9 protein-coding genes and 1 pseudogene are annotated in these 13995 nt (G+C 68.0%); 5 read left to right on the forward strand and 5 right to left on the reverse strand.

Going from position 1 to position 13995, the window contains the following annotated elements:
- Positions 1–122: 122 nt before the first annotated feature.
- The 3 genes from NRY95_03250 to NRY95_03260 all read right to left on the reverse strand — a co-directional run bounded on the left by NRY95_03250 (position 123) and on the right by NRY95_03260 (position 5211).
- Entirely contained in the window at positions 123–3353 is a 3231-nt protein-coding gene (locus NRY95_03250; protein UYC17001.1) for an efflux RND transporter permease subunit, read from the reverse strand.
- A gap of 63 nt (positions 3354–3416) precedes the next feature.
- On the reverse strand, positions 3417–3860 hold the full coding sequence (locus NRY95_03255) for a hypothetical protein (GenBank protein UYC17002.1): 444 nt from the start codon (positions 3858–3860) through the stop codon (positions 3417–3419).
- Positions 3861–3966: 106 nt separating this feature from the next.
- Positions 3967–5211 (reverse strand): efflux RND transporter periplasmic adaptor subunit, encoded by a 1245-nt coding sequence (locus NRY95_03260; GenBank protein ID UYC17003.1) that lies wholly within the window; start codon positions 5209–5211, stop codon positions 3967–3969.
- Positions 5212–5497: 286 nt separating this feature from the next.
- Between NRY95_03260 and NRY95_03265 the strand changes: the two genes are divergently transcribed.
- The 4 genes from NRY95_03265 (at position 5498) to NRY95_03280 (ending at position 8785) form a co-directional block, all read left to right on the forward strand.
- Positions 5498–6808, forward strand: coding sequence for a M20 family metallopeptidase (locus NRY95_03265; GenBank protein UYC17004.1), 1311 nt, complete (start codon positions 5498–5500; stop codon positions 6806–6808).
- A gap of 199 nt (positions 6809–7007) precedes the next feature.
- On the forward strand, positions 7008–7826 hold the full coding sequence (queF, locus tag NRY95_03270) for an NADPH-dependent 7-cyano-7-deazaguanine reductase QueF (protein UYC17005.1): 819 nt from the start codon (positions 7008–7010) through the stop codon (positions 7824–7826).
- A 104-nt stretch (positions 7827–7930) separates the two neighbouring features.
- Positions 7931–8224, forward strand: a complete 294-nt coding sequence (locus NRY95_03275) for a LysM peptidoglycan-binding domain-containing protein (GenBank protein UYC17006.1) — start codon at positions 7931–7933, stop codon at positions 8222–8224.
- A gap of 51 nt (positions 8225–8275) precedes the next feature.
- The gene (locus NRY95_03280; GenBank protein UYC17007.1) at positions 8276–8785 is read left to right on the forward strand and encodes a hypothetical protein; all 510 of its coding nucleotides are present in this window, start codon (positions 8276–8278) and stop codon (positions 8783–8785) included.
- A gap of 508 nt (positions 8786–9293) precedes the next feature.
- Here the strand turns inward: NRY95_03280 and NRY95_03285 are convergent.
- Positions 9294–9572: pseudogene (locus NRY95_03285) on the reverse strand (CRISPR-associated endonuclease Cas3'').
- A gap of 182 nt (positions 9573–9754) precedes the next feature.
- On the reverse strand, positions 9755–11470 hold the full coding sequence (locus tag NRY95_03290; GenBank protein ID UYC17008.1) for a hypothetical protein: 1716 nt from the start codon (positions 11468–11470) through the stop codon (positions 9755–9757).
- Positions 11471–11670: 200 nt separating this feature from the next.
- On the opposite strand from NRY95_03290, the gene NRY95_03295 reads away from it, so the two are divergent.
- On the forward strand, positions 11671–13902 hold the full coding sequence (locus NRY95_03295; protein ID UYC17009.1) for an NADP-dependent isocitrate dehydrogenase: 2232 nt from the start codon (positions 11671–11673) through the stop codon (positions 13900–13902).
- The last annotated feature ends 93 nt before the right edge of the window (positions 13903–13995 follow it).

A 13995-nucleotide genomic window follows, 5' to 3' on the forward strand; every position in this document is an offset into this window, starting at 1 on the left:
CGGGACTCGCAAGGCGCCCGTGGTATGCAGTTTTCGCGAATGCCGAACGATTCGGTCGAGCGAGTGCCGCGGTGCGGCGCCGCTTTGTGGGTCCCGAGTCCCCAGTCCCGAGTCCCGACCCATCATGCCGGCCGCTCCGCGGCCACTGCCGCCGCTCTGCGTCGTTCGCGGTAGGCGCGCATCCGCTCGGAGGCGCGTTCCATGTACAGGTAGATCACCGGCGTGGTGTACAGGGTGACCAGCTGCGACAGCAGCAGGCCGCCGACGATGGCGATGCCCAGCGGGCGCCGCAGTTCCGAACCGATGCCGTCGCCCAGCGCCAGCGGCAGCGCGCCGAGCATCGCCGCGGCGGTGGTCATCATGATCGGGCGGAAGCGCAGCAGGCAGGCGCGGCGGATCGCATCGTGCGCGTTGGCGCCCTCGCGGCGCGCGTCGATCGCGAAGTCGATCATCATGATCGCGTTCTTCTTGACGATGCCGATCAGCAGCACGATGCCGACGATGCCGTCCACCGACAGGCTCAGCCCGCACAGCATCAGCGCCAGCAGCGCGCCGACGCCGGCCGGCGGCAGCGTGGAGATGATCGTCAGCGGATGGATGTAGCTCTCGTAGAGCACGCCCAGCACGATGTAGATCAGCACCACCGAGGCCAGCAGCAGCCACACGATGTCGGTCTGGCTGCCGGTGTATTCGGCCGCCTTGCCGATGAATTCGGCATGCAGCTGCGGCGGCAGTTGCAGCTGCTGGTTGGTCTCCTCGATCGCCGCCACCGCCTGCGACAGCGAGTAGCCCGGCGCCAGGTTGAACGACACGGTGATCGCCGGCAGCTGCTGCTGGTGGCTGACCACCAGCGGCGTGGTCGCGATCCTGGCCTCGGCCACCGCGGCCAGCGGCACGGTGCCGCCGCTGCCGACCGAGATGCCGGTGTTCTGGTTGCCGATGCCGGTGGCGGTGGAGGAGTTGCTGGAAGTGGTCTGGCCGAAGCTGGTGGCGTTGCTGGCGGTCAGCGCGCCGCTGCCGTTGCTGGACACCGCCAGCTGGTGCAGCAGCGCGGTGCTGTTGCGGAATTGCGGCGCCACTTCCAGCACCACGCGGTACTGGTTGAGCTGGGTGAAGATGGTGGAGATCTGGCGCTGGCCGAAGGCGTCGTACAAGGTGTCGTCGACGGTCTGCATCGGCACGCCCAGCGCGCTGGCCTTGTCGCGGTCGACGGTCAGCTCCAGCGCGCGGCCCTGGTTGGCCAGGTTGTTGTCCACGTCGGCCAGTTCCGGGCGCTTGCGCAGCGCCTCGGTCAGGCGCGCGGCCTGGGTCGCCAGTTCGGCGCTGTCCACGTCCGACAGCGAGTACTGGTATTCGGTGGCGGCCACGCGCGTGTCCAGGGTCACGTCCTGCACCGGTTTCAAGTACAGCGCCACGCCCGGCAACCCGGCCACCGCCTTCTGCAGCCGCGGCAGCACCTCGTCCAGGCCGTCGCGGTCGCCGCGGGTCTTCAGCACGATGCTCAGCTGGCCCTGGTTGAGGGTGGGATTCATCGAGCCGGCGCCGATGAACGCGGCCACCCCGGTCACCGCCGGGTCCCGGCGCAACGCCTCGGCCACCGCCTGGGTGCGCTGCTGCATCTGCGGGAACGCCACGTTCTGGTCGGCCTGGACCACGCCGGTGATCAGCCCGGTGTCCTGCTCGGGCAGCAGGCCCTTGGGGATCACCACGTACAGCACCACGGTCAGCACCATCGTCGCCAGCGCGATCGCCAGGGTCAGCGGCTGGCGCTCGAGCACCCAGTCCAGGGAGCGCTCGTACAGCGCCACGGTGCGCGTCCACACGGTGGTCTTGCCGGCGGCGGCCGCGCGCTCGTGCGCGTCCTCGCCTTCGGGCAGCGCGTCGGGCTTGAGCAGGTAGGCGCACATCATCGGCGTCAGCGTCAGCGACACCAGCATCGAGATCACCACCGCGATCGACAGCACCCAGGCGAACTCGTGGAACAGGCGCCCGGTGACGCCCGGCATCAGCAGCAGCGGCAGGAACACCGCCACCAGCGACACGGTCAGCGACAGCACGGTGAAGCCGATCTGCTTGGCGCCGATCTCCGCCGCCTCCGGTCCGCTCTTGCCCTGTTCGATGTAGCGCACGATGTTCTCGATCATCACGATCGCATCGTCGACCACGAAGCCGGTGGCCACCACCAGCGCCATCAGCGACAGGTTGTCCAGCGACATGCCGGCGAAGGCCATCACCGCGAAGGTGCCGGCCAGCGACAGCGGCACCGCCACCGACGGGATGATCGTGGCCCACAGGCGGCGCAGGAACACGAAGATCACCGCGACCACCAGGCCGATGGTCAGGATCAGGGTGAACTTGACCTCGTGCACCGAGGCGCGGATGGTCTCGGTGCGGTCGGAGAACACGTCCAGGTGCACGCCGCTGGGCAGCACCGCCTGCAGCTGCGGCAGGATCGCGCGGATCTGCTCCACCGTCTGCACGATGTTGGCGCCGGGCTGGCGGCGGATCTCCAGCAGCACCGCCGGCTTGCCGTCGGCCCAGGCGGCGAGCTGGTCGTTCTCCACCCCGTCCACCACCTGCGCCACGTCCGACAGCCGCACCGGCGCGCCGTTCTTGTAGCTGATGACGGTGTCGCGGTAGTCGGCGGCGCTGGACAGCTGGTCGTTGGTGCCGATGCTGTAGGACTGGGTCTTGCCGTTGAGCGAGCCCTTCGGTGCGTTGACGTTGGTCTCGGTCAGCGCGCTGCGCAGCGCCTCCATGGTCAGGCCCATGTTCGACAGCTGCGCCGGATTGACCTGGATGCGCACGGCCGGGCGCACGTTGCCGGCGATCGACACCAGGCCCACGCCGGGCACCTGCGACAGGCGCTGCGCCAGGATCGAGTCGGCGTAGTTGTTGACGTCGCGCAGCGGCAGCGTCTCGGAGCTGAGCTTGAGCGTGAGGATCGCCGCGTCGGCCGGGTTCACCCGGTTGTAGACCGGCTGGTAGGGCAGCGACGAGGGCAGGGTGGACTGGCGGATCGCCGCCTGCACGTCCTGCGCGGCGATGTCGATGTCGCGGTCCATCGCGAACTGCAGGATGATCGTGGACAGGCCCGCCGACGAATCGGAGGTCATCATCTGCAGCCCGGAGATCTGCCCCAGCTGCCGCTCCAGCGGCGTGGTCACCAGCGAGGCCATGGTGCTGGCGTTGGCGCCGGGGTACTGGGTGGTCACCACCAGGCTGGGCGAGTCGATCTCCGGCAGCGCCGACACCGGCAGCTGCCGGTAGCCGAGGATGCCGAGCAACAGCACGCCTGCCATCAGCAAGGTGGTGGCGATCGGGCGGCGGATGAAGATCGTCGAAAAGCCCACAGGAATATCCTTGCTGGTGAGGTCCCGGACCCGGACGGACCGGGGCCGGGGAAAGCCGTTGCGTCAGTCGTCGAGTGACATCTGGTCGAACAGGTTGGTCAGGTCGCTGTTCGGGGCGACCGTGACGAAGTTGCCCTGGAACGCGTATCCGTGCGGCCCCCATTGCCCGTAGACATCGGTGGTCGAGGCGATGACGGTGCGGCTCAACGCGTTGGCGATCCGCTCGGCGGGCGTCAGCAGGTCGCTGCCGAAGGTCAGGCTGCCGGCGCTGCACACGATCAGCACCGCCTCGAACGCGACGTCCATCGGAAAGTCGGTGTTGTGCAGCAGCGCATCCAGGAACGCGCTGCCGTCGCCCAGTGCGTTGTCGTGGGCGAGGATCCACAGCTGGTCGCCGTTCTGCAGCGCGTCCAGCGGCGGACCGGCGACGAAGCCCTGCTGGTTGAGCAGAAACGTCTGCAGGCGCTGCGCAAGCGGGTCTTGGGAGGCGATGACGACATTGGCCATGATGGGATTCCTCTTGAGGGTGACGGGCGGGGAGCGAGTGCTCCGCCCGTCATCCAGACGCGCCGCCGCCGCGGGTGTGAGCCGCATGCCGCGCGTGCCGGCCTGCTCAGCGCGGTCCGCCGCCGCGGCGGCCGCCGCCGCTGTCCTTGCGCTGCTGCTTGCTCTCGGCCGCCTTCAGCTCGGCCTCGCTCGGCTGCGGCGGCGCCTCGCCCGGCTTCAGCGGGGCGACCTTGCTGCCCGGCTTGAGCCGGAACTGCCCCTCGGTGACCACCCGCTCGCCGGCCTTCAGGCCCTGCGCCAGCTGCACCTGGCTGTCGCCCACTTCCACGCCCTGCACGACCGTCTGCATCTTGACCGTGTTGTCGCCCTGCACCACGTACACGTAGTCGCCGTCGGGGCCGCGCTGCACCGCCTGGGTCGGCACCACCACGCCGCTGTCCAGCGTGCGCAGGGTCAGCCGCACGTTGACGAACTGGCCCGGCCACAGCGCGTTGCCGGGGTTGGGGAACACCGCGCGCACCTTGAAGGTGCCGGTGTCGCTGCTGATCTGGTTGTCGACCACGTCGACCTGGCCGTCGCCGGCGATCACGTGCGCATCGGTGCGGTCCAGCGCCGCCACCGTCAGCGGGCCGGCCGCCTGCGCCTCGCGCAGGCCCTGCAGCTCGCGCTCGGCCAGGTTGAAGACCACGTAGATCGGATGGATCTGGGTGATGGTGACGATGCTGCTGCTGGTGCTGACGATGTTGCCCACGTCCACGCCGCGGATGCCGGTGATGCCGTCGATCGGGGCGATGATGCGGGTGTACTGCAGCTGCACCTGCGCCGCGCGCATCGACGCGTCGTTGGCGGCCACCGCGGCCTCGTACTGCGCCACCTGGTTGCGCTGCGTGTCCAGGTCGGTCTTGGCCACGTACTGGCGATAGGCCGGCGAATCGGAGCGCTGGAAGGTGGAGCGGGCGGTGGCCAGCAGCGCCTGGTTCTGGCGCTTGCTCGCCGCCGCCTCGTCGTAGCTGGCCTGCAGCGAGCGCGGGTCGATCTGCGCCAGCACGTCGCCCTTCTTCACTTCCTGGCCTTCGCGGAAGTTCAGGCTCATCAGCTGGCCGCCGACCTGCGGGTTGACCGTGACCGTGGCCAGTGCGGTCACCGTGCCGGTGGAGGTGGCGTAGATCGGCACCGCCTGGCTGCTGGCGGCGACCACCGTCACCGGGATCGGCGTGCTGTCGTCGCCATCGCCGCCCGCTTCCGCGCCGCCGCGGCCATGGCCGTGACCGCTGCGCAGGAAGTGCGCGCCCACCAGCACCACGACCACCGCTGCGACGATCAGCAGCGCAATCTTCCAGAAACGCGACATCCGGGGGGAACTCCTGTGGCGAGGCGGGGTAGGGGACCCTCCCGCAGTGGCTGGTGCGACAAGCGCTGAAGCATATCGCCAGCGCGTTGCGATTGGACCATGACTTAAGGGAGGGGGGCGTGCGCCTGCGGCCATTGGCGCTGTTAGCGGCAACGCACCGGCGGCGGATCGGTTGACACGGATTCCTAAGGGTTTTTTCGCCGCGGCGGCGCGTTGGCCGGTGCCGGCCTGCCGCGAATGCAATACATTGACTGAACGCCATGCAAAAACCGATCGGAGATTCCCCATGCCGCGCCTGTCCCGCCTGCTGTCCGCCCTGCTGCTCGCCGTCCCCGCGCTGGCCTGCGCCCAGTCCGCCGAACGCCCGGAAGTGGCGGCCGCGGCAGCCAAGCTGCAGGCCAAGGTGGTCGAGTGGCGGCGCGACTTCCACCAGCATCCCGAACTGTCCAACCGCGAGGAGCGCACCGCGGCAAAGGTCGCCGAGCGGCTGCGCGCGCTGGGCCTGAAGCCGCAGACCGGGATCGCCCACCACGGCGTGGTGGCGATCATCAAGGGCGCGCTGCCGGGGCCGAAGATCGCCCTGCGCGCGGACATGGACGCGCTGCCGGTGACCGAGCAGACCGGCCTGGCGTTCGCCTCCAAGGCCACTGGCGAGTACCGCGGCGAAACCGTCGGGGTCATGCACGCCTGCGGCCACGACGCCCACACCAGCATCCTGCTGGGCGTGGCCGAAGCGCTGGTGGCGATGCGCGCGCAGCTGCCGGGCGAGGTGATGCTGGTGTTCCAGCCCTCCGAGGAGGGCGCGCCGGGCAACGAGGAGGGCGGCGCCTCGCTGATGCTGAAGGAAGGCCTGTTCCGCGACTTCAAGCCCGACGCGATGTTCGGCCTGCACGTGTTCTCCAGCGTGCAGGCGGGCAAGATCGCGGTGCGCGGCGGCCCGCTGATGGCCGCCTCGGACCGCTTCAGCATCAAGGTGATCGGCCGCCAGACCCACGGCTCGGCGCCGTGGAACGGGATCGACCCGATCGTCGCCAGCGCCGACCTGATCGGCGCGGCGCAGACCGTGGTCAGCCGCCGCGCCAACATTTCCAGGCAGCCGGCGGTGCTCAGCTTCGGCGCGATCAAGGGCGGCATCCGCTATAACATCATTCCCGACGACGTGGAGATGGTCGGCACCATCCGCACCTTCGACGAAGGCATGCGCCAGCAGATCTTCGCCGACCTGAAGACCGTCGCCGAGCACACCGCCGCCGCGCACGGCGCCAGGGCCGAGGCGCACGTGCCGGACCAGGACGGCAACCCGGCCACGGTCAACGACCCGGCGCTGACCGCGAAGATGCTGCCCAGCCTGCAGGCGGTGGTCGGTGCCGACAACGTCTACGAGCCGCCGTTGCAGATGGGCGCGGAAGATTTCTCGTTCTACGCCCAGCAGGTGCCGTCGATGTTCTTCTTCGTCGGCGCCACCGGCCCCGGCATCGACCCGGCGACCGCGCCGAGCAACCACTCGCCGCAGTTCCTGCTCGACGAATCGGCGCTGGACGTGGGCCTGCGCGCGCTGCTGCAGGTGTCTTTGGACTATCTGGGTGTGAAGCGGTGATTCGGGATTGGGGAGTGGGGATTCGTCAAAGCGGTTGCCCGGGGCGGAGATAGCGCCGCGCGCCCTCGCACTTCCGGATCCGGATGGATTGGCCAAGCCGCAGTGCGCGCAGTGCGCTTTTGCCAATCCCCAATCCCGACTCCCCAATCCCGGCATCTGTATACCTGCCAGCCAGACCGCGCCCGCTAGACTGGCCGGCATGAACACCCCCCAGGATTCCAGTCTCGGCCGCGAGGTCGCGTATCCCTCGCAGTACGATCCCGCACTGCTGTTCCCGATCCCCCGCGCCGGCGGCCGCGCCGAGATCGGCCTGGAGACCGCGCCGCTGCCGTTCTTCGGCCTCGACCGCTGGCATGCCTACGAACTGGGCTGGCTGGATGCGCAGGGCAAGCCCTGCGTGGCCACCGCCACCTTGCAGGTGCCGTGCACCTCGCCGCAGCTGATCGAATCCAAGTCGCTCAAGCTCTACCTCAACTCGCTCAACGCCATGCGCTTCAACAGCGCCGAAGCGGTGCGCGCCTGCATCGTCACCGACCTGTCGGCGCGCGCCGGCGCCGACGTGACCGTGGAGTTCGGCCTGCCGCCGGTGGATCCGCTCGGCGACGGCGAGTCGCTGGACGCGCTGGACATCGCCATCGACTGCTACGGCCCGCCGCGTCCGCAGTTCCTGCTCGCCGCGGCCGAGGACATCGTCGAGGAGACGCTGAGCAGCGAACTGCTCAAGTCCAACTGCCCGGTCACCGGCCAGCCGGACTGGGCCACGCTGTGCGTGCGCTACCGCGGCGGCCGCATCGACCGCGAAGGCCTGCTGCGCTACCTGATCAGCTTCCGCGAGCATGCCGGCTTCCACGAACAGTGCGTGGAGCAGATCTTCCACGACCTGATGACCCGCTGCCGTCCGCAGTCGCTGCAGGTCGAAGCGCGCTACACGCGCCGCGGTGGCCTGGACATCAACCCCTGGCGCGCCACGCCCGACGTGGCCGAGCCGATCGCCTTCCATCGCGACCCGCGGCAGTAGCGCGGGGCTGAATCGCGCAAGCGCCGTTCACGGCTGCGCGATCCGCTTTTAACAAATCATGTGCAACCGTGGCGGTATTCCATCCACGCACGGAGCCACATGCGATGAACAGCGACAAGCGCGCCGATTTTTCGGCAGTCACCGCCAAGGTGGACACCACTGCCGACGTCACACCGAAGGCGGATTTCTCCGCAGTGCAGGCGCAGGTGGATACCACCGCCGAACAGGTGCAGCAGGTCTACGTGGTCAAGTCGGGCGATTCGTTGTCCAAGATCGCCAAGCTGCACTACGGCGACGGCAACGCCTGGACCCGCATCTTCGAAGCCAACCGCGACGTGCTCGACGACCCGGACAAGATCTATCCCGGGCAGACGCTGAAGCTGCCTGCCCGCGCCTGACGCGCCGAACGACGCGCGCGATCCACCATTCCATCCAAGGAGCACCACCTCATGAAGATCCATTCCAAGACATTCACCTCTCCGCTGCTGCTGGCCCTGGTCGGCACGCTGGCCCTGGCCGGTTGCAAGAAGCAGGAGCAGAGCCAGACCGCCACGCCGGATCCGACCTCGTCGGCCCCGACCGAGGCGATGCCGGGTCCGGCAGCGACGGCGCCGGCCGCGGCCAATGCCGGCGCGGTCACTGTGGCCTCGGTGACCGTGGGCAACACCGCCGGCGCGGACAAGACGGTGGCGCCGCTGACCACGCTGAGCAGCAAGGACACCATCATCGTCTCGGTGAAGACCGAGGGGTCCTCCACCAACACCGCGATCGGCGCCAAGCTGCTGTTCCAGGACGGCCAGACCGCCGGCGAGCAGAGCGCGACGCTGACCACGGCCGGTGCGGAAACCACCAATGTCTCGTTCACCAACGCCAAGGGCTGGCCGGCCGGCAAGTACAAGGCCGAGGTCACCGTGAACGGCCAGTCGGCCGGGACCGTGCAGGAATTCGAAGTCAAGTGATGCGCACCGCGTCCCGCTAGGGACACCGCAGTCACGGATCGCGCCAGCCGACTCTCTCCCGGCCGGCGCGGCACGCTGGGCGCAGTCGCGAGACTGCGCTTTTTTTTTGTGGGCAAATGCGATAGAACGCCACATCGTCGCGCTTCAATCCGCGCGCCTGTGAGGACGCGACGCGCCATCCAGACGGATAGCAACATCATCATGCCGTTTCAATCCCTGTGTCCTTAAGGACGCGACGAGTTCAGCAGGTGCCGCTCGTAGCTGTACGCCATGTTTCAATCCACTCGCCCGTAATGACGCGACGAATTCGCAGGAATGGTCAACGCCGGCCGCTTCAAGTTTCAATCCACGCGCCCGTGAGCAATCGAATCAAGTCCCGCTTCGGCGCGTAGCACGGCGGGGACATCGACATCGACCCCTGCCTCGATCAAGCTGGTCGAGACCAGCCGGCACGGCAAGCCGTCTTTCAGTCGCTGCCGTATCTCGGTCAGCACCTTGCTGCAGTGGCGTACGCCAGCAGCGTGCCCAGGCTCGGGTAACGGTCTCGGGCTACGTGCGCGCCCCAGGTGGCATGGTCCACGCGCGGGACCTGGCCTTTCAGCCGGTCCTGGAACTGAAGGGTGTACTTGCCCAGGTCGTGCAGCGCGCCGGCGATCCAGCCCAGTTGCTGCCCGCCGAAGGCGGCGGCATTGCGCCCGGCGCGCTCGGCCACACCCAGCAGGTGCGCTCGCAGGCCTTGCCAGTCCGAGCGATCTTCGCGTTTGGTTGAATGCGCGTAGAACTCCATGTCCCCCCCGATGTCCATTCTCCAGGTCGCCCCCGACGCGAGACCGGCGACGCAGCGAGCATATGCCAACCGGTCGCATGCGAGGGAGACAAGTGCGCGTGCGTCTCGTGGATGGCGCCGCCGAGAGGGGAGGGGCTTGGTGGCTCAGGAGGCCGACTGCAGAGGAATATTTCTGTTGCTGATCAGGGCGTTCGAGCTGCCGCCATGATTGGCGGGAATGTCTTGTCCAGCAATTCGATCAGGCTGCGTTTGGCGCGATGGCCTTGCCGCAGTTGGGCGAGATAGGCATCGAAGGCGGTCAGGCTGTCCTGGCGTCGATGCAGGCGTTGCATGATCGACAGCAGGTCCAGTGCGGCGAGATAGCACTGCCGATTGGTGCGCGCGATGTTGGTCTCGACCAGGGTACGGCAGATGCGCAGGGCCGTTGGCGGATCGAGCGTTTCTGCTTCCGGCAGTAGTCGTTCCCAGGTGTACGGCGCCAGTTTGGAGGTGGCGCCTTTGGCCAGGTCCAGTGCGCGTTGCGCCTGGCCTTCGGCCAGCAGCAGGCGTATGCGGATGTCGTACGTGGCGGCGACGGAATGGAGCGTCTCGCCATCCAGCGCCTGCAGCGCGCGCTCGCGCCACGGTTCCCATGGGCCGAGCGCCAGTGCGGCCTGGCGAAGAGCCAGGTAGGCGGTTTCCTCCGGTTGCAGCACGAAGGCTTTCCAGTGCAGTTCCAGCGCATCCTCGGGGAAGCCATCGCGGGTGTAGGCCTGGGCCAGCGCGGTCAGGATGCGCGTTTCCTCTGGATGGGCCTTGGCGCCGCGCTCGAGCCAGTCGAGCGCTTGCCGTTCGCGGCCATGTTCGGCGCAGCGCCGTGCCATCTCCAGGTGGTCCCAGCCGCTGTTGCAGCGGCTGGCGAACCACTGCAGCATCGACTCCACGCTGCCGCCGCAGCGTGCCGTGTCCTCGAGCAGGGACTCGGCCGATAGGCGCTTTGCGCTGTCGGCCGTGTTTGTGTGCAGTGCCTGCAATGCGGCGTGCTCAAGCGAGGCGATGCCCGTGCTTCCAAGCAGTGCGGCATAGTCGCGCAGTGGCGGCAGCAGGTTCCATTCGTCGAGCATGCGCAACTCGTACAGACGCTTGCCGAGGTTCGGTGCGCAGGCTGCCCGGGCCGCCTCCGGGTGAGCGTGTGCGAGCGCGCGCACACGGTCGCCGATGTGACCGCCGGAATCATCGCAATCTTGGTAGATACTCACCAAGCGTTTGAATGCGTATTCGTGCAGGTCCAGCGCCGCCAATGGATCGCGTTGCCGCGCCTGCTCGAGCAGGGCGGGAAGCGATGCTAGCTGCCTGGCGTAGGCGATGCTGTCGCGATAGTCCATGAAACGCTTGCGCCCAATCAGCGCCGATACCGCCTTGCGCCAATCCTGCGGCGCCGCGCTGGACAATCGTGCGCGGCTCAGCAGCCGCCGGCGCAGTTCGGGGTCGCTGTCGGCCAGTTCCGTGACCAGTGCCTGCAGCGCTTGCGGTGACTGAGCCGCAAGCCATTGTTGCAGAAGCTGCTGCGGATTCTCGGCAAGCGGCGTGGCCTTGCTGCGTGCGCTGCGCTGCGGCGCGCTGTTGCATGCGGCTGCACGTGCCCAGGTCAGCGCAACGGCGACCTGATGTTTGCAGAACGCCTCCTGCTGGCCGATCGGGCAGTCGCAATCGCCGTGCAGGGCGCCGTCGCGCCATGCCAACTGCACGCTGTAGGCTTCGCTGCCGCTTACCTCGGCGCTGACGCATAGCGGTTCCACGCTGCGCAGCGTCACACGTTCTTCTTCGGCATAGGCCAAGCCTCGCTCGTAATAGCGACGTTCGGTGATGCGAAGCAGGAAATGGCGGTCGATTTGTGCTGCGGAGAAGGTGGAAATCATCTTCCATATTTTGGAGGAACATCGGTCCTGGTTGAAGGTCGTTCCGATGGCGGTGTCGATAGTTTTTTGCCCGCAGAGGTAAGAAACGCGACAATGGTCGACCCAGGCCGGGCCTGTCCCGGCATCGAAAAATCCGTCGGCAACGTACTTGACCGTACTGTCGGCGACTCCTCCCCCTCCCTGAGGTAACCCAGCGCGCCATGTCGAATACGCCCAAGATCCTGTACACGCTCACCGACGAAGCCCCGTACCTGGCGACGCAGTCGCTGTTGCCGATCGTCGCCGCCTTCGCCGGCACCGCCGGCATCGCCGTGGAAACCCGCGACATCTCGCTGGCCGGCCGCTTGATCTCGCAGTTCCCCGAATACCTGCGCGAGGACCAGCGCATCGCCGACGACCTGGCCGAGCTGGGCCAGCTGGCGACCACGCCGGAAGCCAACATCATCAAGCTGCCCAACATCAGCGCCTCGGTGCCGCAGCTCAAGGCCGCGATCAAGGAGCTGCAGCAGCAGGGCTACGCGCTGCCGGACTACCTGGACGAGCCGCAGGACGACAAGCAGAAAGAAGCCAAGGCGCGCTACGACCGGGTCAAGGGCAGTGCGGTCAATCCGGTGCTGCGCGAAGGCAATTCCGATCGCCGCGCGCCGCTGTCGGTGAAGAACTACGCGCGCAAGCACCCGCACCGCATGGGCGCGTGGAGCGCCGACTCCAGGTCGCACGTGGCGCACATGGACGCCGGCGATTTCTACGGCAGCGAGCGCTCGGTGCTGATCGAGCAGGCCGGCAACGTCAAAATCGAACTGGTCGGCAAGGACGGCGCGGTCACCGTGCTGAAGGAAAAGACCGCCGTGCAGGCCGGCGAGATCATCGATGCGGCAGTGATGAGCAAGCGTGCGCTGGCCAGCTTCGTGCAGGCGCAGATCGCCGATGCCAAGCAGCAGGGCGTGCTGTTCTCGCTGCACCTGAAGGCGACGATGATGAAGGTCTCCGACCCGATCATGTTCGGCGTGGTGGTCGGCGCGTTCTACCAGGACGTGCTGGACAAGCACGCCGAGGCGCTGAAGCAGGTCGGCTTCGATCCGAACAACGGCATCGGCGATCTGTATGCGCGCATCGCCACCCTGCCGGACGCGCAGCGCGCGCAGATCGAAGCCGATCTGCAGGCGGTGTACGCGCAGCGCCCGGCGCTGGCGATGGTCAATTCCGACAAGGGCATCACCAACCTGCACGTGCCCAGCGACGTGATCGTCGATGCGTCGATGCCGGCGATGATCCGCGACTCCGGCAAGATGTGGAACGCCGAGGGCAAGCTGCAGGACACCAAGGCGCTGATCCCGGACCGCTGCTACGCCGGCGTGTACCAGGCGGTGATCGAGGACTGCAAGCGGCATGGCGCGTTCGATCCGGCGACGATGGGCAGCGTGCCCAATGTCGGCCTGATGGCGCAGAAGGCCGAGGAGTACGGTTCGCACGACAAGACCTTCCAGATCGCCGCCGACGGCGTGGTGCGGGTCAGCGATGCCGGCGGCACGCTGCTGCTCGAGCATGCGGTCGAAGCCGGCGACATCTGGCGCATGTGCCAGGTCAAGGACGCGCCGATCCAGGACTGGGTCAAGCTGGCGGTCAGCCGCGCGCGCCTGAGCGACACCCCGGCGGTGTTCTGGCTGGACCCGCAGCGCGCGCACGATGCGCTGATGATCCAGAAGGTGGAGCGCTACCTGCAGGACCACGACACCCAGGGCCTGGACATCCGCATCCTGCCGCCGGTGGAGGCGACCGCGTTCTCGCTGCAGCGCATCCGCCAGGGCGAGGACACCATCTCGGTCACCGGCAACGTGCTGCGCGACTACCTCACCGACCTGTTCCCGATCATGGAGCTGGGCACCAGCGCCAAGATGCTGTCGATCGTGCCGCTGATGGCCGGCGGCGGCCTGTTCGAGACCGGTGCAGGCGGTTCGGCGCCCAAGCACGTGCAGCAGTTCGTCGGAGAGAACTACCTGCGCTGGGATTCGCTGGGCGAGTTCCTGGCCCTGGCCGCGTCGCTGGAGCATCTGGGCCAGCGCGAAGGCAGCGCGAGCATCGGCGTGCTGGCGCGGACCCTGGACCAGGCCAACGGCCAGTTCCTGGACAACGACAAGTCGCCCTCGCGCAAGGTCGGCGAACTCGACAACCGCGGCAGCCATTTCTACCTGGCCCTGTACTGGGCGCAGGCGCTGGCCGCGCAGGACGAGGACGCGGCGCTGAAGGCGCGCTTCGCACCGCTGGCCAAGCAGTTGGCCGAGCACGAGGCCGCCATCGTCGCCGAACTCAACGGCGTGCAGGGCAAGCCGGTCGACATCCAGGGCTACTACCGCCCGAATCTGGCCCTGGTCAGCGAGGCGATGCGGCCGAGCGCGACGTTCAACGCCGCGCTGGCGACGCTGACGGCGTAGTCCGCTACAGCGAGACCGCCAACCGAACCCGGCCGGCGCGCATGCGTCGGCCGGGTTTTTTGTGCGCGTGCCGCCCGACTGCGCCGTCGCCTC

Source organism: Xanthomonas campestris pv. phormiicola (assembly GCA_025666215.1).
In the GTDB taxonomy this organism is placed as follows: domain Bacteria; phylum Pseudomonadota; class Gammaproteobacteria; order Xanthomonadales; family Xanthomonadaceae; genus Xanthomonas_A; species Xanthomonas_A campestris_A.